Raw genomic sequence first — 25,509 nt, forward strand, 5'->3', positions numbered from 1 at the left:
CGAAAGTGTGAGACCGAGTATCGACAACGACGAGCGGACCCGCCGAACCGCAGGGGTTCGACGGGCCCGTCGAGGTCCGGCTGGGCGCGTGGACGGCGATACGCAGTCTCGCGCAGGGCGACGTGGCGACGCGGTCGCCACGTCGTCTCAGCTGCCGCCGCGCAGCTTCCGCACGACCTTCTTCGCGGTCGGCAAGCCCTTGTTCCACGCCGTGTACCACATCGAGAACGGCACGTCGATGCTGCCGACCAGCTCGTTCTCGTGGCTCGCGAAGCCACGCTTGAAGGTCGAGATCCCGTCGTTGAGGAGCCCGTTCACGTCGTAGCGCAGCACCCCGCGCTCGCGCATCGCGTTGATCGCGTACCACTTGAGGCCGTAGTTCGCGCGCAGCCGCTGCCCCTCCTCGTCCATGCCGCCGTACAGCTCGAACGACGTCCGGGCCGAGGCCGCGAACCACACGAACGACACGGGCCGGTCGTGCGGGCCGCCCTCGGCCGAGCGCGCGAAGGCCGCGAAGACGGGGGAGTGCTCGCCGAGCTCGTCGAAGACCCGCTCGTAGTACGAGTTCTCGTGCAGGCCGAACCCGGCCCGCTCGGCCGTCTGGCGGTACAGGCGCAGGCAGGCCGAGAGCTCGGCACGCGTGGTGACCGCGCGGAACTCGAGGTCCTCGCGCTCCGACTTGCGGATGTACTGGCGGGTCTTCTTGGCCATGTCGGCCATGAGTTCGTCGGGGGTCTTGCGCAGGTCCAGGATCAGCGTGGTCGGGTACAGCACGGGGTTGACCGCGGGCGCCGCGCCGTCGAGCTCGAGCGAGGTCCCGGCGTCCCAGTCGGGCTCGAGCGTGATGCCCACGCCGCCCACGTTCTCACGGCACCACTGCACGACGGCCTCCGTCACGGCCGAGCGGGTCGCGGGGTAGCCGACGCCGTCGGGCATCACGACCGGTCCGCGGGGCACGTAGCTCAACGCCTTGAACTGCGCGGGCAGCGAGCGCACCAGGACCTGGGCGAGACCCAGGACCGTGCCGTCCGGCCCCACGACCTGCAGGCGACGGGGCGTCCAGGCCCCGGCCCCCTTGACCTCGCCCCACCCCCACAGCTGGAGCGGGTGCCCACCCATGGCGAGCACCTGCTCGTCCCAGGCGGCGCGGTCGGTGATCGTCGTGACGGTCAGGGAGGAGGACTCGGACAACATGCCCCTGACCTTACCGGCGAGGGCAAGGCCCGGACGACGCCGGGGCCCACGCCAGACCCCGTCGCCCGGACGGCGCGCGGCCTGCCGCCCGACCGTCGCCCGGCACCCAGGGTCAGTCGGCGACGCCGGGGGACGAGCCTGCCGCGTCGCCGGCTTCGGTACCGCCCGACGCCGTGGGCCGGGGGACCGAGCCGGGGTCCGCCAGGGCTGCGGCCAGGGGGGCGGCCACGAGCCCGACCTGCCACTCACGAGCCCCCCGTCCGCGCAGGAACTGCGCGACGTGCTCGGTGTCCGAAGGCGTGGGCGGCGTCCAGCACACGCGACGCAGCGCGTCGGGCTGCAGGAGGTTCTCGAGCGGCACGCCGACCTCGTCGGACAGCCGCTGGACCACGACGCGGGCCGCGTCGAGGCGTCGCGCAGCCTCGGGGTCGCGGTCGGCCCACGCCCGCGGGGGAGGCGGGGCGTCGCTGCGGGGCCCCCGCACGCTCGGCAAGGCGTCCTGCGGAAGGGCAAGGGCCTGGTCGATCGCGTGCTGCCAGGCTGCGGCCCGGCGCGCGGTGTTGCGGCCCGAGAACGCGGGCAGCCTCACGAGCTCCGGGACCGAGCGAGGCATCGCCTGGGCGGCGGCGACGATCGCCCGGTCGGGCAGGACGCGCCCCGGGGCGATGTCCCGACGACGGGCGTTCTCGTCGCGCGCCTCCCACAGGCTGCGCACCACCGCGAGGCTGCGCGGGTTGCGCAGCGAGTGCACGCCCGACGTGCGGCGCCAGGGCTCCTCGCGCGGCGGCGGCGGGGGAGCGGTGCGCACGGCCTCGAACTCCTGGGCGGCCCACTCGGCCTTGCCCTGCTCCTCGAGCCGCTCGCCGAGGATCTTGCGCAGCGGGATCAGGACCTCGACGTCGAGCGCGGCGTAGCGCAGCCAGTCCTGGGGGAGCGGGCGCGTGGACCAGTCGGCCGCCGAGTGCTCCTTGGCGAGCCCGAGCCCCAGCACCTCCGCGATGACCGCGGCCAGACCGACCCTCTCCATCCCGAGCAGCCGGGCCGCGAGCTCGGTGTCGAAGATGCGGGCGGGGTAGAGGTTCTGCTCGGCGAAACCGGGCAGGTCCTGGGACGCCGCGTGCAGGATCCACTCGGCGTCGCCCACGGCCTCGCGCAGCGGCGAGAGGTCGGGGACCGCGATGGGGTCGATCAGGGCGGTCCCGGCGCCCTCGCGACGGACCTGCACCAGATAGGTGCGCTGGCCGTAGCGGTAGCCCGAGGCGCGCTCGGCGTCGGCGGCCACGGGGCCGGAGGCCGCGCCGAACGCGGCGACGACCTCCGCGAAGGCCTCCGGGGTGTCGACCACGGGACCGACGCCGTCGGAGGGCTCGGTGAGCGGGGTCACGGCGGGGGCTGCCGTGGCGTCCGCGGGGGAGTCCGCAGCCGACGGGTCGGGTGGCGCGGACGTCTGGGTGGACGTCGCGGGATCGCGGTCGCGACCACCGGTCGCGTGCGAGAACGAGGGTGTGTGGGCCGAGCTCATGGACCCACGGTATTGCGTCGCGAGCGCAACGGTGTCACGCCGTCCGGGAGAGGGGGCAGACCGGCGGCCGTGCACAGCAGCGTCGACCAGGCGTCGAGGTGGGGACCGAGGTCGGTCGAGGTGGGGGTCCAGGACGCCCGGATCTCGAGATCGACACCGTTCGCTTGCCCGGCGAGAGCACCGAAGCTCTCCGACATGACGCGCGTCACGGTGCCGCCCTCCGCCAGGGCGTCGACGCCCGCGTGCTCGAGGGCCTCCTGGAGCCAGGACCAGGCGACCTCGCCCAGCAACGGGTCGGTGGCCAGCTCGGGGTCCAGCGTGGCGCGCACGAGCGTCACGACACGGAAGGTCCCGTGCCACGACTCCTGGCCCGCGGGGTCGTGCAGGACGATGAACCGCCCGTTCGCGTGCGCCTCGCCCGACGCCGTCCCCTCGGCGACCTCGCCCGTGAGGGCGAGCGCGTACGGGGCGATGCGGCTGGGGGCCGTGACCTCGCGGAGCGAGACCTCGGGGCGCACCCGCCGCGTGCCGATCGACTCGAGGGCGCGCAGGAAGTCCGGCGGGGGCTGCGGTTCTCCGGACTTGATCACAGGTCGCACAGTACGAGCAGACGTCCGCATCCTGGAGGGTAGGCGCGCGGAGGAGATCGAATCGTGATCGCCGGACTAGGCTGTGAGGAGTGTCCGCCGGCGCAGGTCGCCGGCACGTCTCGCCGGCGCCCGGGACTCCTGCTCGCCGGTACCAGCACCTACCCCGAGGAGCACAGCAGATGTCAGCCCGCGCACAGATCGGCGTCACCGGACTCGCGGTCATGGGCCGCAACCTCGCCCGCAACTTCGCCCGTCACGGCTACACGACCGCGGTGCACAACCGCTCCTACGCCAAGACCGAGTCGCTCATCGCGGACCACGGCAGCGACGGAGACTTCATCCCCTCCGAGTCGATGGCGGACTTCGTCGCCTCGATCGAGCGACCCCGCAAGGTCGTCGTCATGGTCAAGGCCGGCGCCCCGACGGACGCCGTGATCGCCGAGCTCGTCCCCCTGCTCGAGCAGGGCGACATCATCATCGACGCAGGCAACGCCCACTTCCCGGACACGCGTCGCCGCGAGGCCGAGCTCAAGGAGAAGGGCATCCACTTCGTGGGCACGGGAGTCTCCGGCGGCGAGGAGGGCGCGCTCAACGGCCCCAGCATCATGCCCGGCGGCGCCCCGGAGTCGTACGAGACCCTCGGCCCCATCCTCGAGGACATCTCGGCCAAGGTCGACGGCGTGCCCTGCTGCACGTACGTCGGTCCCGACGGCGCGGGCCACTTCGTCAAGATGGTCCACAACGGCATCGAGTACGCCGACATGCAGCTCATCGCCGAGGCGTACGACCTCCTCAAGCAGGGCCTGGGCGCCTCGGCCCAGGAGATCGGCGAGATCTTCGCCGAGTGGAACAAGGGCGACCTCGAGTCGTTCCTCATCGAGATCACGGCCGACGTGCTCCAGCACGTCGACGCCGAGACCGGCAAGGCGTTCGTCGACATCGTGCTCGACCGTGCCGAGCAGAAGGGCACGGGCCGCTGGACCGTGCAGAACGCCCTCGACCTGGGCGTCCCGATCACGGGTATCGCCGAGGCGACGTTCGCCCGCGCCCTGTCCGGCTCGGTGCCGCAGCGCGCCGCGGCCGTGGGCGTGCTGCCCGCCGAGGCCGGCTCGTGGGAGATCACGGACCGTGAGGCGTTCATCGAGGACGTGCGCCGCGCGCTGTACTCCTCGAAGGTCGTCGCGTACTCGCAGGGCTTCGACCAGATCGCCGCGGCGTCCGAGGAGTTCGGCTGGGACATCGACCGCGGGGCCATGGCCCGCATCTGGCGCGGCGGCTGCATCATCCGTGCGCGCTTCCTCAACCGCATCACCGAGGCGTACGAGCGCGACGAGAACCTCCCGCTGCTCCTCGCCGACCCGTACTTCACGAAGGTCGTTGGCGAGGGCGTCGCGTCGTGGCGCCGGATCGTGTCGCAGGCTGCGCTCAACGGGGTCCCGACCCCCGCGTTCTCGTCGTCGCTCGCGTACTACGACGGCGTCCGGGCCGAGCGTCTGCCCGCGTCGCTGATCCAGGCGCAGCGCGACTTCTTCGGGGCGCACACCTACCAGCGCGTCGACAAGCCGGGCGTGTTCCACACCGAGTGGACCCGCGACCGCAGCGAGACCGAAGCGTGACGGGGACGGCTCTGCCTGATCTCCTGCCGGTCGGCGTGGGCGGTGACATCGGGGTCTACGCGATGGTCCGCGCGTTCCACGAGCAGTACGGGACCGACGCCGTCGTGATCTCGAGCGTCGCCACGCGCGCCATGGCGGACTCGTCGTTCGTGACGAACGTCGTGACCCCCGGCATCGACGACCCCGAGGTCCTCGTCGCGGCGCTCGAGCGCGTCGCGGCGGAGCACCCGGGCAAGACCCTGGTGCTCCTCACGAACGCCGACTGGTTCGTCCGGTCGATCGTCGAGAACGCGGCACGGCTCGAGGACAAGTACGTCATGTCGTACTGCACGCTCGACGTGCTCGAGCAGGTCTCGAGCAAGGAGGGCTTCGCGGAGGTCTGCGACCGGCTCGGTATCCCGACGCCGCGCACGGTCGCGGTCAGCGTGCCCAAGCTCGTCGCGGACGGCGGCCTCGCCGCGATCGCGTCGCTGCGCGTCGACCTCGAGTTCCCGGTCGTCGCCAAGCCGTCGTCGAGCGCGGACTACCACTACGTGTCGTTCCCCGGGAAGCGCAAGATCCACCACGTGGACTCGCGGGCCGAGCTCGACGAGCTCCTCGGCCACCTGGTGACCGCGGGGTACCCCGGGACGTTCCTCGTCCAGGAGTTCATCCCCGGCGACGAGACGCAGATGCGTTCGCTGACCGCCTACCGCGACTCCCGGGGCACCATCACCCTGCTCGCGACGGGTCGGGTCCTGCTCGAGGAGCACACCCCGGGCACCCTGGGCATCCCGGCGGCGATCCTCACCGAACCGTACGAGGACGCCATGCAGGCCGCGAGCCGGTTCCTCGACAACGTCGGGTACACGGGCTTCGCGAACTTCGACTACAAGCTGGACCCCCGCACGGGGCGCCACGTGTACTTCGAGATGAACCCACGCATCGGCCGGAACAACTACTACGTGACGGCCGCCGGGGCGAACATCGCCCGGGTCCTGGTCGAGGACCGGGTGCTGGGGAACTCGATCGAGCCCGTGAAGGCCACCCGCGAGGTCCTGTACTCGGTGGTGCCGTTCCGGCTCCTGCTCAAGTACGTCCTGGACCCCTCGCTCCGTCGGCGGCTGCAGATGGTCAAGGACCGGGGTGACGCGGTCAACCCGCTCAAGTACCCGGGAGACGCGGGCCTCAAGAGGCGGCTGGTCGTCGAGGCGATGACCCAGAACTTCTACCGCAAGTACAAGAAGCACTACCCGGCGCCGACCGGCACGGGGTACTAGCACCGCCCGCCCGGACGGCGCGAGCCACGGCTCGGCGCCGTCCGGGTGCCCACGAGCGAGGGCCGTCACCTCCCGGTGACGGCCCTCGCTCGTGCTGTGCGGGCAGGCTTCGGTCCCGCCGTCGGGTCAGCCCAGCTCGCTCGTGCCCGAGTACAGGTGCAGCACGGGCACGTGCAGCTCCTCGCGCGCCCGGGAGGCCCAGTCCTGGTGGAACGTGTCCTCGATCGCGTGCGGGTACGTGACGATCGCGATCTCGCGGACGTCGCCCGCGGCGACCGCGTTGCGCAGCGCGGGCAGCGGGTCGTCCTCGGTCACGGCGCCCTCGGCCTCGCGCCCCGCGGCGCGGAGCTCGGCGACGCTCGCGTCGACGCGCTCCTGCGCCGTGGCGGTCGCCTGCGAGCGCGAGGGCTCCTTGCCGAGCATGTCGTCCCAGGCCTCCTTGAGCTCTCCCACGCTGAGGTGGTCGATGATCGCGGAGACGACGTTGCGCTCGGTGTCGGCGGGCACGAGGACCCGGTAGGCGAGGGTCTCGTCGGGGTGGAGGGACAGGATGTGCTCCACGTCCACGGCGGCGAGGGTGTCTTCGGTCAGGACGAGGATGGTGTCGGTCACGGGTCCAGACTAGCGACCGTCGTCACCGCAGCGCCCACCGGGCGACCAGCGTGCCGTCGGCGTGCAGCAGGTGGGCCAGGCGCGGGTGCACCGGAGGGGCGCTCGCGGCCGGCCCCTCGGGCGTCCCCGTCGCGCGCGTGGCGCGGGCCGAGCCGGGCAGGATGCCGTCGAGCGGCGGCATCCCGCCGACGATCCGGCCCGGTCCCGGTCCCACGATCACGGGCGTCGTGGTCACGCACAGCTCGTCGAGCAGGTCGAGCGCGAGGAGGTCCGCGAGCAGGTGCGGCCCACCCTCGCACAGGACGCGTCCCAGGCCCCGGTCGGCCAGGGCCGCGAGGCCGGCGCGCAGGTCGGGCCCGGGCGTGGGCGAGGGGAGGTCCCGGGGGGCGGGCGGCGCACCCGGGGGAGCGGCGTCGTCGGGCCCGACGACGAGCACGCGGTCCGCGGGCACGCAGGCCCGCGCGACGATCGCCCCGTGCTCGTCCGTGATCACGAACGGTGGCCGGTCACCCCCGGCGAGCGAGGGGGGCAGGTGTCCGCTGCGCGTGACCACCGCGAGCTCGAGGGGGCCGCGGCCGGCCCGCAGGTGCTCGAGCCCGCGCGGGACGTCGAGCGCGGTGTAGCCCTCGGCGCGCGCCGTGCCGGCCCCGACGAGCACGACGTCGGCCAGGGCGCGCAGCACGCGGAAGACACGCCAGTCGGCCGCGTCGTTGATCGACCCCGAGCGGTGGTCGGGGCCCCAGGCGCCGCCGTCGACGCTCGCGACCATGTTCGCGCGGACGTGCGGGCCGCTCGGGACGGCGTAGAGGGCGGCCAGGGGCTCCTCGTCGGGCGTCGGTTCGAGCCGGGTCCCGGCGCCCGGCCCCGACCCCGGCGGGGCCAGCAGGACGTCGAGTGCGGGCAGCGGCGGGGTGACGTCAGACACAGCGCTCATGGCTCCAGGCTAGTGCCGCGTAGGCTGGATCCTCGTGACTGCTGCGCCTCCCGATCTCGCCGGGACCCCGTCCGACCCGTCCTCCCGCCCTGCCGCCGCGCCAGGGGCCGGGAGCCGACCGGCGACCGGTGCCGCGCCGCAGGTGCGCGCGCTCGCCGACATCCGCCCCGTGGTTCCGCCCACGCGCCTGCTCGCGGACCTGGTGCCGCCGCGCCACTTCTCCGACGCCCGCTTCGCGACCTACCGCGCCAACCCCGCCTTCCCGAGCCAGGCGCGCGTCGTGGCCCGGCTCGAGGAGGTCGCCGCGCAGCTCGCGCCGGGCAAGGCGCGCCGAGGGCTGTTCGCCAGGCGCAAGGCGGCCCCCGCGATCTACATGGACGGCGGGTTCGGCGTCGGCAAGACGCACCTGCTGACCTCGCTGGCCCACGTCGTCGGCCCCGACGCCGCCTACGGGACCTTCGTCGAGTACACCAACCTCGTGGGGGCCCTGGGCTTCCAGGCCACGGTCGACGCCCTCGCGACCAAGCGTCTGGTCTGCATCGACGAGTTCGAGCTCGACGACCCGGGCGACACGGTCCTCATGTCGCGCCTCCTGCGCGAGCTCGCCGACCGTGACGTCGCGCTCGCCGCGACGTCCAACACGCTGCCCGGCTCGCTCGGCGAGGGGCGCTTCGCGGCCGAGGACTTCCTCCGGGAGATCCAGGCCATGGCCGCGCGCTTCGAGGTCATGCGGGTCGACGGCGAGGACTACCGCCACCGTGCCGTCGTGACCGAGACCCGGCCGCTGCCCGCCGACGTCGTCGCGCGCGTGGCCGCGGAGCGCCCCGGTGCCACGCTCGACGCGCTCGACGACGTGCTCGACCACCTCCGGCACGTGCACCCCAGCAAGTACGGCGCGATGCTCGACGACGTCACGCTCGTCGCGCTCACGGGCGTGCACCCCGTGACCGAGCAGTCCGCCGCGCTGCGCCTCGTCGTGCTCGTGGACCGCCTGTACGACCGCGACGTGCCCGTCCTCCTCGCCGACAGCCCCGCGCTCGACGGCGCGGCCGGCGCGACCGCCGCGCTGTTCACCGAGGACATGCTGCGCGGCGGCTTCCGCAAGAAGTACTTCCGGGCGCTGTCCCGCCTGGGCTCGCTCGCCGAGGACGGTCGCGCCCTCACGGGTGGCCCGGCGGTCTGAGCCAGGGCCGGTCGGCCGTCGGGGCGCGGCCGTCGCGGCGCGACGCCCCGAGGTGGGCGCGCCGCTGCCCCGCGGGCCCGGGAGAGGGCGTCGGCCTCGCGGCCTGCGGCGGGTCAGCGTGAGGTGAGGACGACGGCCGACCGGGCGCCCACCCGCACCGACGAGCCGCTCGGCGCGGCGCCCGCCTGCGCCGGGCCCGCGGTACGGTCGGCGCCCGGACCGTCGTCGGTGCCCGGCCCCTCACCGAGGGGTGGCCACTGCGCGCTCACGTGCCATGCCCGGCGCGAGGCGGGCAGCAGCGTGGTCCGGGGCTCCGACCCGATGTTGACGGCCGTCACGAGCCTGCCGCGCTGCACCAGGACGACCCCGCTCGGGCCCCGGTGCACGATCCGCGGCGTCTCCGGCGGGACCGAGCGGCGCAGCGCCAGCAGCGTGCGCCACCAGGTGTGCAGGCGCTCCGGCACCGGCAGGGTCAGGCGCGGGACGAAGGCCGAGGCGAGGACCAGGGCGGCGGCGAGGGCTCGGGTGTCGTCGTCCGCGTCTGCGTCCGCGCCCGCGCCCGCGCCCGTGCCGGTGCCGGTGCCCCGGCCCGTCGCGGTGCCCGTCGACCCGCCGGCGGTGGCCCGGGGCGAGAGACCGACGACGATGCGCCCGGCGTCCGGGACGGTCAGCAGCCTGCTCAGGGAGCCGAACCACGTGGGGTCGGTCGCCCGGGAGGGCGCCAGCAGGTCGTGCAGCGCGTCCTCGACCTCGCGGACCCACACCTGGCTCAGTCCTCGACCGCCCTGCTCGGTGGGGACGAGGAGGCGCGGGTCGGTCGTGTCGCACTCGCCCACGAGGCGGACGGGGCGCCCGTGGGAGAGCGTCGCGGCGTCCGCGGCGCGTGCGACCTCGACCAGCACGTGCACGGGGGAGGCGTCGGCGAGGTCCTGGACCCGGGCGATGCGCAGGACGTCGACGTGGAAGTCGTCGAACCACCGGCGGGCGCTCGAGGCGATCCAGCCGTGGACCTCCCGGCTGCCGGCCCGGTCGAGGTTGATCCGGCGACCGCTCGGCAGCTCGGCGGGGGGAGGCGAGGGCACGTCGTCCGCGACCGGGGGAGCCGGTGGGTAGGCGCTCAGGGTCGGGCGCAGGGGCGAGCGCTGCGGTGCGAGGTACGGCCCGAACGCCTGGAGGAACGCGGCTCCGGGGGCTGCGCGGTGGTAGGCCACGCCCAGCGACACCCCGAGCCCGTGGGCGTGCGCCGCGTCGACGAAGCGCTGGAGAGCACGTGGGCCGCCGAACTCTTCGCACACCGTGTACAGGTGCGGGCACACGACCCCTGCGACGGAACCGATCGTGTGCAGCTCGACGACCGCGACCCCGAGCTCGGCGAGCTCCTCGAACCGGTGGGTCGCGGCGTCCAGCGTGCCCTCGCGGGTGAACGTCGCGACGTCGACCTCGAGCACGGCGCCCTGCGCCGAGGGGCCGGCCCATGCGTCGTCGGTCCACTCGAACGTCGGGTCGAACGAACGGCTCCAGCCCAGCAGGCCGTACGGCTGGCGCGGGCTGCGCGGGTCCGGCAGGGGGCGCCCGCCGTCGACGGAGTAGGCGTAGTCGGTGCCGGGCGCCAGGTCGTCGTCGGCGCTCCACCAACCGGGCAGGTCCATCCCGACCAGGCGCAGGGGGCGCCGTTCGGTCCTGTCGCCTGCGGGGTCCGGGTCGTCGGGGGTCACGCCCGCCACGCGCGGCAGGACGACCTCGAGCGTGCGCGCCTGCGGCGCCCACACGACGGGGCGGGGGCCCGGCACGGTCAGCGTGGGCGGAGGGTCGGGCGGCTTGGTGACGTTGCGGTAGCGCGCGGTCATGCGCCGTGCACCTCGATCGCCTCCCTGACGAGGAGGAGCGTGGCGAACGGTGCGACCAGGACCTGATCGCGCGCGGCGTGCACGGTCGGTGCGGGGTCGCCCGGGGACTCGGTGCTCACGAGCGTGCGCCACCGTTCGCCGTACGCGGCATCCGGCAGCGTGAAGTCGAGCGCCCCCTCCGACGCGTTGAGCAGGAGCAGGAACGAGTCGTCGACGATGGGCTCGCCGCGCCGGTCGCGCTCGGGCAGGTCGTCGCCCCCCAGGAAGACCATGACGGACCGTGCATGGTGCTGGTCCCAGTCGGTCGTGTCCATGCGCGTGCCGGAGGTGTCGAACCAGTCGATGTCCGGGATCGAGCCCTCGGGGGTCCCGGCCGGGCCCTGGAAGAAGCGGCGGCGGTGCAGCAGGGGGTGCGCCCGGCGGATCTCGACCATGCGGCGGGCGAAGGCCAGGAGGTCGCTGCGCTCCTCGTCGAGCCCGTCCTGGCCGCCCCAGTCCATCCAGGTGATCTCGTTGTCCTGGCAGTAGCCGTTGTTGTTGCCGTGCTGGGTCCGCCCGATCTCGTCCCCGTGGGACAGCATGGGGACGCCCTGGGACAGGAGCAGGGTTGCGAGGAAGTTGCGCCGTTGACGGGCGCGCAGGGTCCGGACCGCGGGGTCGTCCGTCGGGCCCTCGACGCCGCAGTTCCACGACCGGTTGTGGTTCTCTCCGTCGGCCCCGCCCTCGCCGTTGGCGTCGTTGTGCTTGTGGTCGTAGGACACCAGGTCCGTGAGGGTGAAGCCGTCGTGGGCCGTGACGAAGTTGATCGACGCGATGGGCTTGCGGCCCGAGTGCTCGTACAGGTCGGACGAGCCGGTCAGGCGGCTCGCGAACTCGGGCAGCATCGCGGGCTCACCGCGCCAGAAGTCGCGCACGGTGTCACGGTACCGGCCGTTCCACTCGGTCCACAGCGGCGGGAACCCGCCCACCTGGTAGCCGCCGTCGCCCAGGTCCCAGGGCTCGGCGATGAGCTTGACCTGGGACACGACCGGGTCCTGCTGGACGATGTCGAAGAAGGCCGAGAGCCGGTCGACCTCGTGGAACTGGCGCGCGAGGGTCGCGGCGAGGTCGAAGCGGAACCCGTCGACGTGCATCTCGGTGACCCAGTAGCGCAGCGAGTCCATGATGAGCTGCAGCACGTGGGGCGAGCGCATGAGCAGCGAGTTGCCCGTGCCGGTCGTGTCGAAGTAGTGGGCCTCGTCGCCGTCGACCAGCCGGTAGTAGGCCGCGTTGTCGATCCCGCGGAAGGACAGGGTGGGCCCCAGGTGGTTGCCCTCCGCCGTGTGGTTGTAGACCACGTCGAGGATCACCTCGATGTCGGCCTCGTGCAGGGCCTTGACCATGGCCTTGAACTCCATGACCTGCTGGCCGCGCGTGCCGTAGGCGGTGTAGCCGTTGTGGGGCGCGAAGAAGCCGATGGTGTTGTAGCCCCAGTAGTTCGACAGGCCCTTGGCGACCAGGCTCGGGTCGTTGACGAACTGGTGCACGGGCATGAGCTCGACCGCGGTGACGCCGAGCGCGGTGAGGTGCTCGATCACGGCGGGGTGCGCCATGCCCGCGTAGGTGCCGCGCAGCTCCTCGGGCACGTCGGGGTGCCGCATCGTCATGCCGCGCACGTGCGCCTCGTAGATGACGGAGTCGTGGTAGTCGTGCTGGGGCGGGCGGTCGTGGCCCCAGTCGAAGAACGGGTTGACCACGACCGAGGTCATGGTGTGCCCCGCGGAGTCCTCGGTGTTGGTGGGGGCGGGGCCGGTGTCCACGGCAGCCGTTCCCGGGCCCGTGCCGTCCGCCGCGTCCGCAGGCTGTGGGGCGGCGCCGTCGGGCACGTCGCCGAAGCGGTAGGAGAACAGGGACTCGTCGCCGTCCACCTGCCCGTCGAGGGCCTTGGCGTACGGGTCCACGAGGAGCTTCGACGGGTTGCAGCGGTGCCCCGCCGCGGGGTCGTAGGGCCCGTGGACGCGGTAGCCGTAGCGCGTGCCCGGGCCGACGCCCGGCAGGTAGACGTGCCACACGTGCGCGTCGACGTCCTCGAGGACGACGCGCGTCTCCCGGGGTCGGCCTTCGGCGTCGGTCTCGTCACCGAGGAGGCAGAGCTCGACCTTCTCGGCGACCTCGGAGAAGAGGGCGAAGTTGGTGCCCGTCCCGTCGAAGGTCGCGCCCAACGGATACGGTCGGCCTGGCCAGGTCTGCATGGGACGACTGTGTCATCCCGTCGGCGCGTTGTCGCCCACGGCGCGCGCCGCGAGAACGTGCCGGGTCTCACTCTCCGGCGCGGGGCCCTGCTGGAGCGGGCGGGACGTCCCGGCCCGACGGCGGCTCGTCCGACGGGCGCGTCGGCGGGGGAGCGTCGGTGGTGCCGGCCCCGGGGCGCGGGCCGACGGCGTCCTCGAGCGTCGGGACGACCCGCCCCTGCTGCTCGACCTCTCGGAACCAGTCCGAGCTGCGCAGGCGCTCGACGAGCGTCGGGGGGATCTCGGTGAGCATCAGACGGCAGCCGTTCGCCGCGAGCTCGTCGTCGAACCCCTCGAGCTCGTCCACGACGGTCGAGGACACCCAGTCCATGGCGCTCATCTCGAGCACGAGCGTCCGGGCCCGTGCGGCCTGGGTGAGCCGCAGGGCCCGCTCGAGCGTGGGGCGGACGTTGGCCGTGTAGAGCATCGAGCGCAGGCGCAGGACGAGCGGTCGGTCGGGGTGCTCGGGGCTGCCCGCTCCTCCCGCGACGGACGACGCCGCGGGCCCCGGGTCGCCCGTCGGCACGTCGAGCGCGACGTCCCATCCGTCGGGTCCGTGCTGCAGCTCCTCGACCTGCGGGCGGTCGAGGTCGCGCAGCACGATGAACAGGGTCATGAGCACGCCTGCGGCGACCCCCGCGAGCAGCCCGGAGAGGAGCCCGACGAGCGTGGTCGCGACGGCGATCCACAGCTCGGAGATGTCGAACCGCGTCAGGGCACGGAACTCGCGGACGTCCACGAGACCGAGCGTGGCCACGAGCACCACGGCACCGAGGGTCGCTTCGGGCATGTGGTCCAGGACGGGGGGCGAGGAACATCGCCACCAGGACCGCGAGCGCTGCGGTGACGACGCTGACGACCTGGCTGCGGGCCCCGGCGCGCTGGGCGACGGCGGACTGGCTGAAGCCGCCGGCACCGGGGATGACCGCCGTGAAGCCCCCCACGAGACTCGCCGCACCGACCGCGAGGAGCTCCTGGTCGGGGTCGATGCGGGGGTCCTTGCGGTTGCGGACCTCGCGTGCGACCGCGATGGACTCGAGGAACGCCATGATCGCGATGGCCGCCGCGGCGGGCAGCAGGTGCGGCACGTCGCCCAGGCGGGGCACCACGATCGAGGGCAGGCCCGCCGGGATGGGCGAGACAAGGGACACACCGCGTTCGGTGATGCCGCCGAACGCGGAGGCGAGGATCCCGCCGGCCACCACGATCAGGGGCGCGGGCAGGCGGGGCCACGCCCGGTTGAGGCCCACGAGGACGGCCAGCGAGACGAGCGAGAGGACCACGGTCGTGCCGTCGACGTCCGAGAGCGCCCGAGCCGCCGCACGGAGCTCGGGCACGAAGCCGTGCCCGTGGAGCGTCTCTTGCGCGCCGAGCAGCTTGGGGACCTGTCCCACGGCGACGGTCAGACCGACGCTCGCCTTGATACCCGTGAGCGTCGCGTGGCTGATGTTCTCGACGAGCGAGCCGAGGCGCAGGAGCCTGGCGGCGACCAGGATCACGCCGACCAGCACGGTCAGGGTGGCCAGGGCGCGGATCCTCGCGTCGGAGTCACCGGCTCCGTCGATCGTGGAGAGGCCGACGAGCGAGGTCGCCACGAGCGTCGCGATGGTCGAGGTCGTGGACATGCTCAGTGCGCGGGATCCTCCGAGGGCTGCGTAGACGACCATCGGCAGCATGCACGTGTAGAGGCCGTACTGGACGGGGAGGTCCGCGATCGTCGCGTAGGCCATGGCCTGGGGGATCACCACCGCGCCCGCGGTCAGGCCGGCCAGGGCGTCGGTGCGCAGCGAGGCCAGGTGGTACCCGTGCAGAGTGGGGAACAGGTCGAGGAACGAGCGCGACCGTGCGAGCTCTGTCATGGCCCGAGTATTGCCCGGCGGGCGCAGGAGCGCGCAGGGAGGCCTTCGCGGGGGGCCAGGGGTGCGCGCCGTCCTCCGTCGTCAGGACCGAGAAGCGAGGAACCCCGCTAAATAGTGTGCCAAGCGCCCGCGAGGTCACGACGACCGTCACGGATCAGGGCGGCGCCCGTGCCCCGACGAGGTGGAGGAGGGGCTTCGGCGGCGCGGAGTCGTGCGACGCCGCGTCGAACCTGCTAGACCGGTGGTATGAGCAGCACGAGCGAGCACCGTACGTCCGAGGCGGTCGACCTGAACGAGAGCGACGTCTCGTCGGCGCGCATCTCTCCGCGCGCCCGCATCAGGCTCGAGGACGAGGCGGACGCCGACGTCCGAGAGGGCGGAGACGCGTCCAAGGCGCCCCACTCGCTCTCGGAGGTCGAACGTCAGCCGGCCTCCGGCACGTCGAGCGGGCGGTCCTGGGACGACCCCGACGAGCTCTGACGGCCGGCGCGCGCGCCCGGACGCCGGGCCGACCCGTGGTGCGCCGGGGGGACCGGTCAGTCCACGGTCGGCAAGCGGTCGCGGTCCACGGCGACGAGCCGGGGCATGCCGGCGGGAGCGACCTTGGACAGCGCGACGTAACGGGCCTCGGCCCGGTGGAGCCGGATGTGCTCGTCGAGCGACCAGTCCGGCCCGTTCGTGAGCTGCATGCCGCACGAGCAGTCGATCGTGACCCGGCCCTCCGCCGTGCGGGTGACCTGCCCGATGGTCACGTGCGACGTGCGCGCCTCGGCCTTGGCGCGGCGCATCGAGGCGCTGACGGGTTCTGCGGTGACGGGCTGGTTGACGCGGGAGTCCACCCGACGAGCCTAGACGCTGCCCGAGGCGCCCACGGAATCAGTGCTCGTGGACCAGCCCGAGCGCGTGCGCCCGTTCGTGCTCCGCTTCCGCGGCCTCGCGAGCGGCGATCCGGGCCCGGACCTCGGCCCGGCGCAGGGGAGGGACCGTGCTCGGCGGCTGCCGGCGCTCCGGAAGGTCCGCGAGGAGCCGCGTGACGGTCGCGGCGACCTCGGCGACGGCCGCGTCGACCGGGCCGCGCGTCGAGGCGCTGACCGACTGGATGCCCGCGACCTTGCGGACGAACTGGAGGGCGGCCGCCTGGATCTCCTCGTCGGTCGCCGGGGGCTCGAGCCCGCGCAGGGCGGTGATGTTTCTGCACATGCTCCCGACGCTACGGGGCACCCGCCGCACCTTCAAGGGATGGCGAGCGGCGCCGTCGGGCCGTCTGCCGGGCCCTCGCCGCACGGACCCGGCAGACGGCGTGCGCCGGTGCGCTACGCCAGGCGCGTCGCGACGAACGCCTCGATCGTCTCGCGCTCCGTCTCGACCGCGAAGGGGTCCGGGACGAACGGGGTCCCGTCGACGTAGCGCGGAGGGCTTCCGTCGCCGTCGGGGCTGCCGTGGCAGGCGTCGATCGACCGCCGCCACTTCTCGGCGTGCTCGCGCCACTCTTCGCGGTCCACGAGGGCCGGCTCGGTGAACCACACGTTCCACGTCAGCACGTTCCCCGGGGCAAGCAGGTTCCCCGACGACAGGTTGAACGCGTCCATGACGAGCCCGTTGAACTCGTCGACGAGCCAGTCGCCCGTCGCGCGGATCGGGGAGATCTGCGCCTCGAGGTTCGCGACGGCCCACGCCTCGTCGCCGTGCTGGGCGAAGGCCGGGATCGGGAACGAGGTGGTCTGCCCCGAGCGCCCCGGCAGGACGTCCGTCTCCTCGCCCTGCCGATGGATGGGGACCCTGATCGCATGCACCTTGTCGTGCGGGAACGGGCGTCCGGACTGCGCGAACGCGTCCCAGACCGCCTTGACGAGCGGGTTCTGCGTCGCGCTCGGGCTGAACCACACCTTGCCCTCGACGGTGATGTCGGCCGCGACCTCCCGGCTCGGCTCGTCGACCCACCCCCGCTGCCCCGTCACGGACACCTCGATGTTCAGCGTCCCCAACGACGGAGAGCACGTCCCCTGCTGCGGGCAGATGACCGAGTACACCCGGCCCCGGTCCGTGTACCCGACGCGAGAGATGTCCGGCGCGAACATCGAGTACGCGCGGGACGACGGCGTCCCCGGCACCGTCTCCCAGCTGAACTCCGGCCAGAGCACGGCCTGCTGGCGGTCCAGGAGGTCGATGTTCGCCATGTTCTCCAGCAGCGGCAACGACGACAGGTCCGGGTCCGGGTAGGCGAAGGCCGGGTCCGACGTCGAGAACCCTCCGACCCAGCCAGGCGGGACGGGCACGTTCTGGTCAGCTGTCACGATGGTGCTCCTCGGTTGCTCGACTGCTCCGGGCGGCGCCCTGCCGACCGGATCTGAGGAAGGTCCCTCCCTCAGGTGTGCCCCCACGGGCGGCCGTGGATCGCCGAGCGTGCCCTTCCCGGTGGGTGGCCCGCGCTCGGCACGTGGTGCCGGAGCCGTCCCTGGCATCATCGGCAGGGGTGCTCCGCGTCACACCGTCCCACGGGTCGTCGAGGAGCGCGCGGGGAGGAGGGGGGACGAGAAAAGGCCGTCCCGGTGGGGGACGGCCTTTGGTGTGGTGGGCGATACTGGGATCGAACCAGTGACCTCTTCCGTGTCAGGGAAGCGCGCTACCGCTGCGCCAATCGCCCAGGGCTGTTCTGCGGGAGAACAGCGCAAGGGTACTGCTGTGCTGAGAGGTGGAGATGGGATTCGAACCCACGTGCACGGCTTTGCAGGCCGCTGCCTCGCCTCTCGGCCACTCCACCAGGGACTCGAACCCGATCAGTCCGAAGACTTGATCCGAGCGGACGACGGGATTCGAACCCGCGACCCTCACCTTGGCAAGGTGATGCTCTACCACTGAGCCACGTCCGCGCGACCGATGTCCTCCGGATCTCTCCGGCGTTTTTCGGCGCGTCACAGACTCTAGCCGACAGATGGGGCAAGAGTCCAAATAGCCCCAGGTGGGAGGGGTGGGAAGGCGTGCCGGCGCACGGTGAGACGGGTGGTCGCGTCCGAGAAGGGCCTCCCGGGACGGGCGCACGCGCATGTCTCGGACGCGACCACCCGTCTCGCGTCGCAGCGGCCGGAGCCGTCGCTGACGGAGGTCGGGACGAGGGGGCGGGCGTGATCGAGCTGTCCGGCGCCGGGGATCGGCGAACCTGCCGCTCGCGGGGTGGCCTCGGCCTGGGGTGGGGCTCGGGTCCGGCGGTGGGGGGAGTGCGTCGTGCCGCTGCGTGCCGGCGGACCGAGGAATGAGGAAAGGCCGTCCCGGTGGGGGACGGCCTTTGGTGTGGTGGGCGATACTGGGATCGAACCAGTGACCTCTTCCGTGTCAGGGAAGCGCGCTACCGCTGCGCCAATCGCCCAGAGCTGTTCTGCGGGAGAACAGCGCAAGGGTACTGCTGTGCTGAGAGGTGGAGATGGGATTCGAACCCACGTGCACGGCTTTGCAGGCCGCTGCCTCGCCTCTCGGCCACTCCACCAGGGACTCGAACCCGATCAGTCCGAAGACTTGATCCGAGCGGACGACGGGATTCGAACCCGCGACCCTCACCTTGGCAAGGTGATGCTCTACCACTGAGCCACGTCCGCGCGACCGATGTCCTCCGGATCTCTCCGGCGTTTTTCGGCGCGTCACAGACTTTAGTGGACCGAAGCGCCGGGCGTCCAACCGGACGAGCCGCGCATCGAGGATCGGTAGCGTTGTCACGTGCCAGCTCAGCGATGCAGAACCCCCAGGATGCGCGACGTTCCGCGGCTTCCTGACGATCCGTCGACTCGGGGCAGGGGTGTCGAATGAGGCGCGGGTCACGCTCCGAGCCCGCTGTCGAGGGGGCTGCGTCCCGCAGATCCCGGCGCTCTGACCTGCACGGGGACCACGAGACCGCTCCGGTCGCCCGCCCCTCCGGCCTTCCCGTCGAGCCCGTCCGTGACGCACCGGTCCGTGCAGCGGCCGGTTTCGCGTCCTTCGCGGGCCGCCACGGCACGGGCGTCGTCGAGTGCATCGACCTCACGGTCGACTCCGCGCGGCTCGCCGAGGGGCTCTGGTTCGTCGTCGCCGACTTCGAGGACCCCGCGCACGGCGGGCGAGCCCGCGCCTGGCGATTCGCCCACCGCACGAGGAGCCGTGACGACCGCCCGACGGGAGCGGCGCCGTCGGGCGGGGAAGGGGCCTGGCGCGGACCGGACCCCGACTCCTGGCGCAGCTCGCTGTCCCGCGACGAGTACCAGGCCGCCGTGGCGGCCGTCCGCGACGCCGTGCACGAGGGCGACGTCTACCAGGCCAACATCTGCCGCGTCCTGAGCGCGCCCCTGCCCGCAGGACGCGAGGAACCCGACGCCCGGGCTCTCGCCCGCGTCCTCGCCGCCGGGAACCCCGCCCCCTACGCGGGCGCGATCCACGTCCCCGCGGCGAGCGGCGTCGACCCCGTGTGGGTCGTGACGGCCTCTCCCGAGCTGTTCCTGCGGCTCCAGGACGGCGTGCTGACCTCGGGGCCCATCAAGGGCACCGCGCCCACGGTCGACGGCCTGCGCGAGAAGGATCGCACCGAGAACGTCATGATCACCGACCTCGTGCGCAACGACCTGCAGCGCGTGAGCGAGCCCGGTTCGGTCGAGGTCACGGACCTCCTGGCCGTCGAGGCGCACCCCGGCCTGGTGCACCTCGTCTCGCGCGTGCAGGGCAGCGTCTCGGTCGAGGACGGCGCGCCCGGCGGGCTGTGGGGGCAGGTGCTCGGCGCGACGTTCCCGCCCGCGTCCGTGTCGGGCGCGCCCAAGTCGTCGGCGCTGCGGATCATCCGCGACCTCGAGCGCGGCCCCCGCGGCCCGTACTGCGGAGCCGTGGGCTGGGTCGACGGTGACGCGGGCGAGGCCGAGCTCGCCGTCGGGATCCGGACGTTCTGGTGGGCCGACGACGAGCTGCGGTTCGGGACCGGCGCCGGCATCACGTGGGGCAGCGACCCGGTCGAGGAGTGGGAGGAGACCGAGCTCAAGGCTGCGCGGCTCGTCGCGCTCGCCTCGGGAGGTCCTGCGCCGACGAGCGCGGCTGCGGCAGACTGAGGTCATGTCGATCGTCGTGTGGGTGGATGGGTCCTTCGTCGAGCCGCGGGAGCGCGCCCTGAGCGCGCTCGACCACGGCGTCACCGTGGGGGACGGGATCTTCGAGACGTGCGCCGTGTACGGCGGCCAGGCGTTCGCGCTGACCCGCCACCTGCGGCGCCTCGGCCGGTCCGCGGCCGGCATGGGGCTGCCGGAGCCCGACGAGGCGCGCATCCGCAACGGCGTCGCGCAGGTCCTCGCCGCAGCGGGCGAGAGCGCGGGACGTCTGCGCGTCACGGTCACGGGAGGCTTCGGGCCGCTGGGCTCGGGGCGCGAGGACGGTGCGGAGACCGTCGTCATCGCCGCGGGTCCCGCGTCGCCCGGCCCGACGTCCCGCGCGGTCCGCTCGCCCTGGGTGCGCAACGAGCGCTCGGCCGTGGCCGGGCTCAAGACGACCTCCTACGCCGAGAACGTCGTCGCCCTCGCCGACGCCGTCGCGCGGGGCGGCGACGAGGCGATCCTCGCCAACACCGTCGGCGAGCTGTGCGAGGGCACGGGCGCGAACGTCCTCGTCGAGGTCGGCGGCGAGCTCCTGACGCCCCCGCTCTCGTCAGGGTGCCTCGCGGGCATCACGCGCGAGCTGCTCCTGGAGTGGGCCGCGGAGGACGGGCTGCCCGTCCGGGAGGCGCGTCTCCCGTTCGGGATCCTCGACCAGGTCGTGAATCCCGTGCCCGACGGCGGAGCCGCCCCGGGCGTCGGCCTCGCCCTCGCGGGGAGCGTGCGCAACATCCAGCCCGTCGTCTCGCTCGACGGGGTGCCGGTCGCCGCCGGGGCGCTGTCGCTCGCAGCCCGCGAGCTGTTCGACCGTCGACGACGCGAGCGCATGGACCCCTGACGTGCGGTGGCTGGGCTCGGTCGACCGGTCGACGGCTGGCCGGTCGATCCCGGTGGACGACCGGCGACATGGGCGGCGAGGCCCGGGATCGAGCCGATGCCGAGCCCGCAGCGCTACGCTGGGGGAGTCCCGTCGTGGTCGGTCGGGAGGCCGCTCTGGAGGCCAGTTCGCGATCTGGGTCGAAATACGGCTAATATCTTCCAGGACGCACGGCCGGACCGAGAGGTTCAGTCGCAGCGGGCGATTGGCGCAGTGGTAGCGCGCTTCGTTCACACCGAAGAGGTCACTGGTTCGAACCCAGTATCGCCCACCGAAGGAGAAGGCCCCTGATCAGCGGAAACGCTGATCAGGGGCCTTCTGCGTGTGATGTGCTCCGGGTGTTCGGCTCGGCTCAGGTGTTGAGGCCCAGCCCCTTGCGGCCCTTCGCGAAGTAGGCGATCGGGCCCACCCAGTTCGCGAGCATCGCCACGCCCCACGCGATCTTGGGGCCCTCGACCTCGTCCGCGGACAGCTTGGCCAGGTCGCGGTAGCCCGCGACCGTGAGCGAGATCTGCACGAGCGAGACCACCACCATCAGCGCCTTCTTGCGACCGCTGAACTCGTTCCACGACTTCTTGCGTGCCATGAGCACCCCTCTCGTGTCCGGACGACGACCTGTTTCCCACGACGCTACGCGTGCTCCACCCGACGCGCGCGGCGCCTGGCTCCGGCCTACCCGCCCACGACGCCCGTGAGCCGGACGAGCCACGTCCCCCGCGGACCCGCGGTGCGCGGACCTCCGGGCGCCCCGCGCGTCCGAGCGAGCGGTTCACCGTCCAACAGGTCGACTGTCGTCGTCTGCCCTACCGTGAGGTCGGGGCGCAGGAGCCCGGGCCGTCGACAGGAGGGCAGTGCGATGAGCGAGCGTGCACAGGGTGGTGGGCAGGTCGGCGCCAGGGCGGGCGGAGTCCTCGCGGCGACGTGCGTCTCGACGCTGGTGGTGAACGCGAACACCTCGGCGGTGAGCATCCTGCTCCCGGCGATCTCGCAGGACACCGGGACCTCCGTGACGACGCTCCAGTGGGCGGTCACGGGGTACTCCCTGGTCGGGGCGGCGGTCATCGTCACGTCGGGCTCGCTCGGCGACGTGTTCGGTCGCCGGCGCGTCTTCCAGCTCGGGCTGCTGCTGTTCGTCGTCTCGTGCGTGATGATCGCGCTCGCCGGTTCCGGGGGCATGGTGATCGCGGGCCGTGTGATCCAGGGGGCTGCGGGGGCGACGATCCTGGCGTGCGGGCTGAGCCTGCTGTCGGTGGCGAACTCGGGCCAGGCGCAGATGCGTGCGGTGTCCTTGTGGGGTGCGGCCGCGGCGGTCGGCGCCGCGGCGGGCCCGCTGGTCGGGGGAGTCCTGGTCGGCGTCACGGGGTGGCAGGGGCTCTTCTGGATCGACGCGGTCGTCGCGGTCCTGTGCATGGTCCTGACGGCCCTGACGGTCGCCGAGTCGAGCGACCCGGACCGGCCCAGGACGATCGACTACGCGGGCACGGTGCTCATCGCGCTGACCTTGACGCCCCTCATCCTGGGCGTGACCAAGAGCGGCGACTGGGGGTGGTTCGCGGTCCCCACCCTCGTCTGCTTCGCGATCACGATCGGGTCCGCGGTGGCGTTCGTCGCCGTCGAGAAGCGCGTGGCCGTGCCCCTCGTGGACCTCGCGCTGCTGCGCAACCGCGTCCTGGTCGGCTCGACCATCGCCATCCTCATCGGTGCGGGCACGATCAACGGCCTGATGTACCTCCTGAGCCTGTACTTCCAGGACCCCGCCACGTTGGGCTTCACGCCGCTCCAGGCGGGCCTCGCGACGCTTCCGGCCACGGTCGGGCTCGTGGTGATCGCCCCGCTCGTGCCGCGGCTCGCAGCGAGGATCGGCGGCCGTCAGACGATCGGCATCGGCTTCGCCCTGACCACGGCCAGCTTCGTCGTCGTCGGCTTCGTCCACGCGACGTGGCTCTACCCGGCGTTCCTGCTGCCGCTCGTCGCGATCGCGGTCGGCATGGGCCTGTCGAACAGCCCTGCGTCGGCCGCGGCGACGGCCGCGGTGCCCGAGAACCAGGTCGGCGGCGCCTCGGGGATCTCGAACATGGCCCGGTACGTCGGGGCGGCCGTGGCGACCGCGCTCGCGGCCACGATCTACGGCAACGTCATCGCGAACCGTGCGGCCGAGGGCGCCGCCCCCGACGCGGCCCTCGCCGCAGGGCTGGCCGCGGCCGCGTGGATGATGGCGGTCTTCAGCTTCCTCGGGGTCCTGATGGCGTTCGTCATCGGCCGCCACCGTGCGATGAAGGGGACGCTCGACGACGCCGCCGCGGCCGCTGCCGCGGTCTCCTACACCCTGCCCACGTCGGCGACGGCCGGGGTGCCGGCCGGTCGGACGGGCGCCGACCGGGGATGAACGACGGCGGCCGCCGGGTGATGACCGGCCCGCAGTTCACTCGATCTGGATGACGTGCGACGGTCGCCGCCCGCCGCACACTCGGAGGAGAGCCGGACCGACCATGCCGACGGAGGCACCCATGACCGTGCACGAGCCCGCTCCGGAAGCACGATGAGCGCCGCCGACATCCCGGTCGACGGCGCGGCGGCGGTCCCGGCTGCTCGCACCCGGGCGACGAACACCCAGTGGATCTCCTGGGTCGCGCTGGCGATGATGACCACGAGCTCGGTCGCCAGCCTCCGTGCGGCACCGACCATGGCGGTCTACGGCCTGGCGTGCGTGTTCCTCTACCTGCTGCCGGCGGTCGTCTTCCTGCTGCCCACGTCGCTGGTCTCGGCCGAGCTGGCGTCGGGCTGGACAGGCGGCATCTACAAGTGGGTCTCCGAGGGCATCTCCAAGCCGATGGGCTTCCTCGCGGTGTGGTGCCAGTTCGCCATGACGATCTTCTACTACCCGAGCCTGCTCGGGTTCGTCGCGAGCACCCTCGCCTACGTCATCAACCCCGCCCTCGCCAGCAGCGGGGTGTGGACGGCGGCCGTGATCATCGTCGTCTACTGGTCCGGAGTCTGGGTCTCGTCACGCGGCACCAAGGGCGTGGCCGGACTGGCGAGCGGTGGGCTCATCATCGGGACCCTGGTCCCCGGCGTCGTCCTCGTGACGCTCGGTGTCGTCTTCCTGGGGCAGGGGAACGAGTCGGCCGCGCCCATGACCGCGGACAACCTGCTGCCCGCCTGGGCCGGGCTCTCGAGCCTCGTCCTCATCGTCAACAACTTCCTGTCCTACTCCGGCATGGAGATGAACGCGGTCCACGTGTCGTCGCTGAAGGACCCCGCGAAGCAGTTCCCGAGGTCGATGTTCCTCGCGATGGGCATGGTGCTGGCGATCTTCATCCTCCCCGCCCTGGCGATCAGCTGGATCGTGCCCGCCGAGGAGCTCTCGCTCACGGCCGGCGTGATGCAGGCCTTCGACGCCGTGTTCGCGAACTTCGGGTGGCAGTGGCTGACCCCGGTCGTGGGGATCATGCTGGTCACGGCCTCGCTCGGCGGCATGCTCACCTGGCTCGCCGGCCCGTCCAAGGGTCTGCTGCTCATCTCGCGGCAGGAGGGGTACCTCCCGCCGTTCCTGCAGCGGCTCAACAAGAACGGTGTCCAGCAGAACATCCTGGTGGTGCAGGGGATCGTGACCACCGTGATCGGGCTCGCGTACGCGCTGATCCCCGACGTGTCGAGCGCGTACTGGATCTTCTCGGTCATCACGACGCAGGTGTACCTGATCATGTACCTGCTGATGTTCGTGGCCGCGATCAACCTGCGGCGGCGGCAGCCCGACCACCCGCGGGGCTTCCGGGCCCCGATGCTCGTCAGCCTGTGCGGCGTCGGCTTCGCGGCCTCCCTGGCCGCCCTGCTGGTCGGGTTCGTCCCGCCGTCGCAGTTCTCCTCGGGCAGCCCGCTGGTCTACTTCCTGGTCGTCGGCGGCGGAGCCCTGGGGCTGGGCCTGCTCGTACCATTCCTGTTCTACCGGTTCCGCAAGCCGTCCTGGAAGCAGGCCGAGTCACCGGAGGTGGCCTCGTGAGCACGCCGGTGGAGAACCAGCCGCGACGCGAACGACGGTGGATCTACCTCGGCGCGTGCGTGGTCCTCGCGGCGATGGTGCTGTGGGCGGTCCTCGCGTTCGGCACCGCCCGGGAGACGGCGCGGGCCTCGGAGAAGGCGGACGAGCTGATCGCCGCGCTCGAGGAGCTCGGTGCTCGCACCCCCGACAAGGACCAGGTGGTGCGCGTCCTCGGTGACGACGGGGGCGCCACCTGCACCGACCCGAACGAGGCTCTCAGCCGGGCCACCCTGCTCGCCCAGCTCGCGAACGGGGCCGGCGGCCCCGGGTCCCGCCCGGTCATCGCCGACAGCCGCGTCGTCCAGGGTCAGCTGCTCATCATCGAGATCTACTGCCCCGACGAGCTGGCCGACTTCCAGGAGTTCGTCGACGGCCTCAAGACCGACGACGTGGCGGGGACCTGACCCGCGACCGGTGCGACGTCTGCCTTGTCGCCCGCACCTGGTCGTTCGCCGCCCCCTGGCGACCGGTCAGCCGCCCGTCGAGACCTGTCGGCCCCGGACCGTTCTCCGCCACCCCGTCTCCTGCGCACGTTCGCCGTGTCACCGAGCGCTCCACCGGGAACGCTCGTCGAGCACACGGGGAGACGGACATGAGACGGCGCACGAAGATCT

The 25,509-nt window shown here is 72.8% G+C and carries 21 protein-coding genes, 7 tRNA genes and 1 pseudogene; 10 read left to right on the forward strand and 19 right to left on the reverse strand.

Going from position 1 to position 25,509, the window contains the following annotated elements; all coding sequences use genetic code 11:
- Nucleotides 1-147: 147 nt before the first annotated feature.
- The 3 genes from NHG27_RS11530 to NHG27_RS11540 all read right to left on the reverse strand — a co-directional run bounded on the left by NHG27_RS11530 (nucleotide 148) and on the right by NHG27_RS11540 (nucleotide 3,306).
- The gene (locus tag NHG27_RS11530; protein WP_193719924.1) at nucleotides 148-1,194 is read right to left on the reverse strand and encodes a lipid II:glycine glycyltransferase FemX; all 1,047 of its coding nucleotides are present in this window, start codon (nucleotides 1,192-1,194) and stop codon (nucleotides 148-150) included.
- Between the two features lie 112 nt (nucleotides 1,195-1,306).
- On the reverse strand, nucleotides 1,307-2,716 hold the full coding sequence (locus tag NHG27_RS11535; RefSeq protein ID WP_497016395.1) for a ribonuclease D: 1,410 nt from the start codon (nucleotides 2,714-2,716) through the stop codon (nucleotides 1,307-1,309).
- The gene (locus NHG27_RS11540) at nucleotides 2,713-3,306 is read right to left on the reverse strand and encodes a DUF3000 domain-containing protein (protein WP_321575380.1); all 594 of its coding nucleotides are present in this window, start codon (nucleotides 3,304-3,306) and stop codon (nucleotides 2,713-2,715) included. Before NHG27_RS11540 ends, NHG27_RS11535 begins: the two co-directional genes overlap by 4 nt.
- A gap of 179 nt (nucleotides 3,307-3,485) precedes the next feature.
- Here NHG27_RS11540 and gnd point away from each other — a divergent pair, with 179 nt between their 5' ends.
- Nucleotides 3,486-4,922, forward strand: a complete 1,437-nt coding sequence (gnd, locus tag NHG27_RS11545) for an NADP-dependent phosphogluconate dehydrogenase (RefSeq protein ID WP_497016396.1) — start codon at nucleotides 3,486-3,488, stop codon at nucleotides 4,920-4,922.
- Nucleotides 4,919-6,181: a carboxylate--amine ligase gene (locus NHG27_RS11550; RefSeq protein ID WP_497016397.1), complete on the forward strand. Its 1,263-nt coding sequence runs from the start codon at nucleotides 4,919-4,921 to the stop codon at nucleotides 6,179-6,181. The genes gnd and NHG27_RS11550 overlap by 4 nt, the downstream gene beginning before the upstream one ends.
- Nucleotides 6,182-6,307: 126 nt before the next feature.
- Here NHG27_RS11550 and NHG27_RS11555 read toward each other — a convergent pair whose 3' ends face one another.
- Complete coding sequence (locus NHG27_RS11555; protein ID WP_193719928.1) at nucleotides 6,308-6,793, reverse strand: hypothetical protein; 486 nt, start codon at nucleotides 6,791-6,793, stop codon at nucleotides 6,308-6,310.
- A 22-nt stretch (nucleotides 6,794-6,815) separates the two neighbouring features.
- Complete coding sequence (locus NHG27_RS11560; RefSeq protein WP_497016398.1) at nucleotides 6,816-7,727, reverse strand: dihydrofolate reductase family protein; 912 nt, start codon at nucleotides 7,725-7,727, stop codon at nucleotides 6,816-6,818.
- Between the two features lie 34 nt (nucleotides 7,728-7,761).
- Between NHG27_RS11560 and zapE the strand changes: the two genes are divergently transcribed.
- Nucleotides 7,762-8,910 carry a cell division protein ZapE gene (gene zapE / locus NHG27_RS11565; RefSeq protein ID WP_497016399.1) on the forward strand — a complete coding sequence of 383 codons (1,149 nt, stop codon included), beginning with the start codon at nucleotides 7,762-7,764 and terminating at the stop codon, nucleotides 8,908-8,910.
- 113 nt (nucleotides 8,911-9,023) lie between these two features.
- On the opposite strand, the gene NHG27_RS11570 is transcribed toward zapE, so the two are convergent.
- The 4 genes and pseudogenes from NHG27_RS11570 to NHG27_RS11585 form a co-directional block, all read right to left on the reverse strand.
- The gene (locus tag NHG27_RS11570) at nucleotides 9,024-10,757 is read right to left on the reverse strand and encodes an alpha-amylase family protein (RefSeq protein WP_193719930.1); all 1,734 of its coding nucleotides are present in this window, start codon (nucleotides 10,755-10,757) and stop codon (nucleotides 9,024-9,026) included.
- On the reverse strand, nucleotides 10,754-12,988 hold the full coding sequence (gene glgX, locus NHG27_RS11575; RefSeq protein ID WP_497016400.1) for a glycogen debranching protein GlgX: 2,235 nt from the start codon (nucleotides 12,986-12,988) through the stop codon (nucleotides 10,754-10,756). The genes NHG27_RS11570 and glgX overlap by 4 nt, the downstream gene beginning before the upstream one ends.
- A gap of 67 nt (nucleotides 12,989-13,055) precedes the next feature.
- Entirely contained in the window at nucleotides 13,056-13,817 is a 762-nt protein-coding gene (locus NHG27_RS11580; RefSeq protein WP_497016401.1) for an STAS domain-containing protein, read from the reverse strand.
- Nucleotides 13,818-13,890: 73 nt separating this feature from the next.
- Nucleotides 13,891-14,886, reverse strand: a pseudogene (locus NHG27_RS11585) (SulP family inorganic anion transporter); the annotation flags it as partial.
- 246 nt (nucleotides 14,887-15,132) lie between these two features.
- Between NHG27_RS11585 and NHG27_RS11590 the strand changes: the two are divergent.
- Entirely contained in the window at nucleotides 15,133-15,366 is a 234-nt protein-coding gene (locus NHG27_RS11590) for a hypothetical protein (RefSeq protein ID WP_193719933.1), read from the forward strand.
- 56 nt (nucleotides 15,367-15,422) lie between these two features.
- On the opposite strand, the gene NHG27_RS11595 is transcribed toward NHG27_RS11590, so the two are convergent.
- The 9 genes from NHG27_RS11595 to NHG27_RS11635 form a co-directional block, all read right to left on the reverse strand.
- Nucleotides 15,423-15,725 carry a hypothetical protein gene (locus tag NHG27_RS11595; RefSeq protein ID WP_497016402.1) on the reverse strand — a complete coding sequence of 101 codons (303 nt, stop codon included), beginning with the start codon at nucleotides 15,723-15,725 and terminating at the stop codon, nucleotides 15,423-15,425.
- Nucleotides 15,726-15,762: 37 nt separating this feature from the next.
- Nucleotides 15,763-16,086, reverse strand: coding sequence for a DUF2277 domain-containing protein (locus tag NHG27_RS11600; protein ID WP_497016403.1), 324 nt, complete (start codon nucleotides 16,084-16,086; stop codon nucleotides 15,763-15,765).
- 113 nt (nucleotides 16,087-16,199) lie between these two features.
- Nucleotides 16,200-17,180, reverse strand: coding sequence for a hypothetical protein (locus tag NHG27_RS11605; RefSeq protein ID WP_497016404.1), 981 nt, complete (start codon nucleotides 17,178-17,180; stop codon nucleotides 16,200-16,202).
- Between the two features lie 275 nt (nucleotides 17,181-17,455).
- Nucleotides 17,456-17,530: transfer RNA gene (locus NHG27_RS11610), tRNA-Val, on the reverse strand.
- Nucleotides 17,531-17,576: 46 nt separating this feature from the next.
- Nucleotides 17,577-17,647 (reverse strand) — tRNA-Cys (locus NHG27_RS11615).
- A gap of 37 nt (nucleotides 17,648-17,684) precedes the next feature.
- Nucleotides 17,685-17,756 (reverse strand) — tRNA-Gly (locus tag NHG27_RS11620).
- A gap of 419 nt (nucleotides 17,757-18,175) precedes the next feature.
- Nucleotides 18,176-18,250: transfer RNA gene (locus NHG27_RS11625), tRNA-Val, on the reverse strand.
- A 46-nt stretch (nucleotides 18,251-18,296) separates the two neighbouring features.
- Nucleotides 18,297-18,367: transfer RNA gene (locus NHG27_RS11630), tRNA-Cys, on the reverse strand.
- A 37-nt stretch (nucleotides 18,368-18,404) separates the two neighbouring features.
- Nucleotides 18,405-18,476 (reverse strand) — tRNA-Gly (locus NHG27_RS11635).
- 204 nt (nucleotides 18,477-18,680) lie between these two features.
- On the opposite strand from NHG27_RS11635, the gene NHG27_RS11640 reads away from it, so the two are divergent.
- From NHG27_RS11640 to NHG27_RS11650, 3 genes are all read left to right on the forward strand, one after another.
- Entirely contained in the window at nucleotides 18,681-19,943 is a 1,263-nt protein-coding gene (locus tag NHG27_RS11640) for a chorismate-binding protein (RefSeq protein WP_497016405.1), read from the forward strand.
- A 4-nt stretch (nucleotides 19,944-19,947) separates the two neighbouring features.
- Complete coding sequence (locus tag NHG27_RS11645; RefSeq protein WP_497016406.1) at nucleotides 19,948-20,817, forward strand: aminotransferase class IV; 870 nt, start codon at nucleotides 19,948-19,950, stop codon at nucleotides 20,815-20,817.
- Between the two features lie 238 nt (nucleotides 20,818-21,055).
- A tRNA-Val gene (locus tag NHG27_RS11650) sits at nucleotides 21,056-21,127 on the forward strand.
- Between the two features lie 81 nt (nucleotides 21,128-21,208).
- On the opposite strand, the gene NHG27_RS11655 is transcribed toward NHG27_RS11650, so the two are convergent.
- On the reverse strand, nucleotides 21,209-21,442 hold the full coding sequence (locus NHG27_RS11655; protein WP_497016407.1) for a PLDc N-terminal domain-containing protein: 234 nt from the start codon (nucleotides 21,440-21,442) through the stop codon (nucleotides 21,209-21,211).
- Between the two features lie 270 nt (nucleotides 21,443-21,712).
- On the opposite strand from NHG27_RS11655, the gene NHG27_RS11660 reads away from it, so the two are divergent.
- From NHG27_RS11660 to NHG27_RS11670, 3 genes are all read left to right on the forward strand, one after another.
- The gene (locus NHG27_RS11660; RefSeq protein ID WP_497016408.1) at nucleotides 21,713-23,242 is read left to right on the forward strand and encodes an MFS transporter; all 1,530 of its coding nucleotides are present in this window, start codon (nucleotides 21,713-21,715) and stop codon (nucleotides 23,240-23,242) included.
- 153 nt (nucleotides 23,243-23,395) lie between these two features.
- Entirely contained in the window at nucleotides 23,396-24,856 is a 1,461-nt protein-coding gene (gene gadC, locus NHG27_RS11665; RefSeq protein WP_193719940.1) for a glutamate/gamma-aminobutyrate antiporter GadC, read from the forward strand.
- Complete coding sequence (locus NHG27_RS11670) at nucleotides 24,853-25,299, forward strand: hypothetical protein (RefSeq protein WP_497016409.1); 447 nt, start codon at nucleotides 24,853-24,855, stop codon at nucleotides 25,297-25,299. Before gadC ends, NHG27_RS11670 begins: the two co-directional genes overlap by 4 nt.
- The last annotated feature ends 210 nt before the right edge of the window (nucleotides 25,300-25,509 follow it).

The organism is Oerskovia sp. 140933 (genome assembly GCF_059651515.1).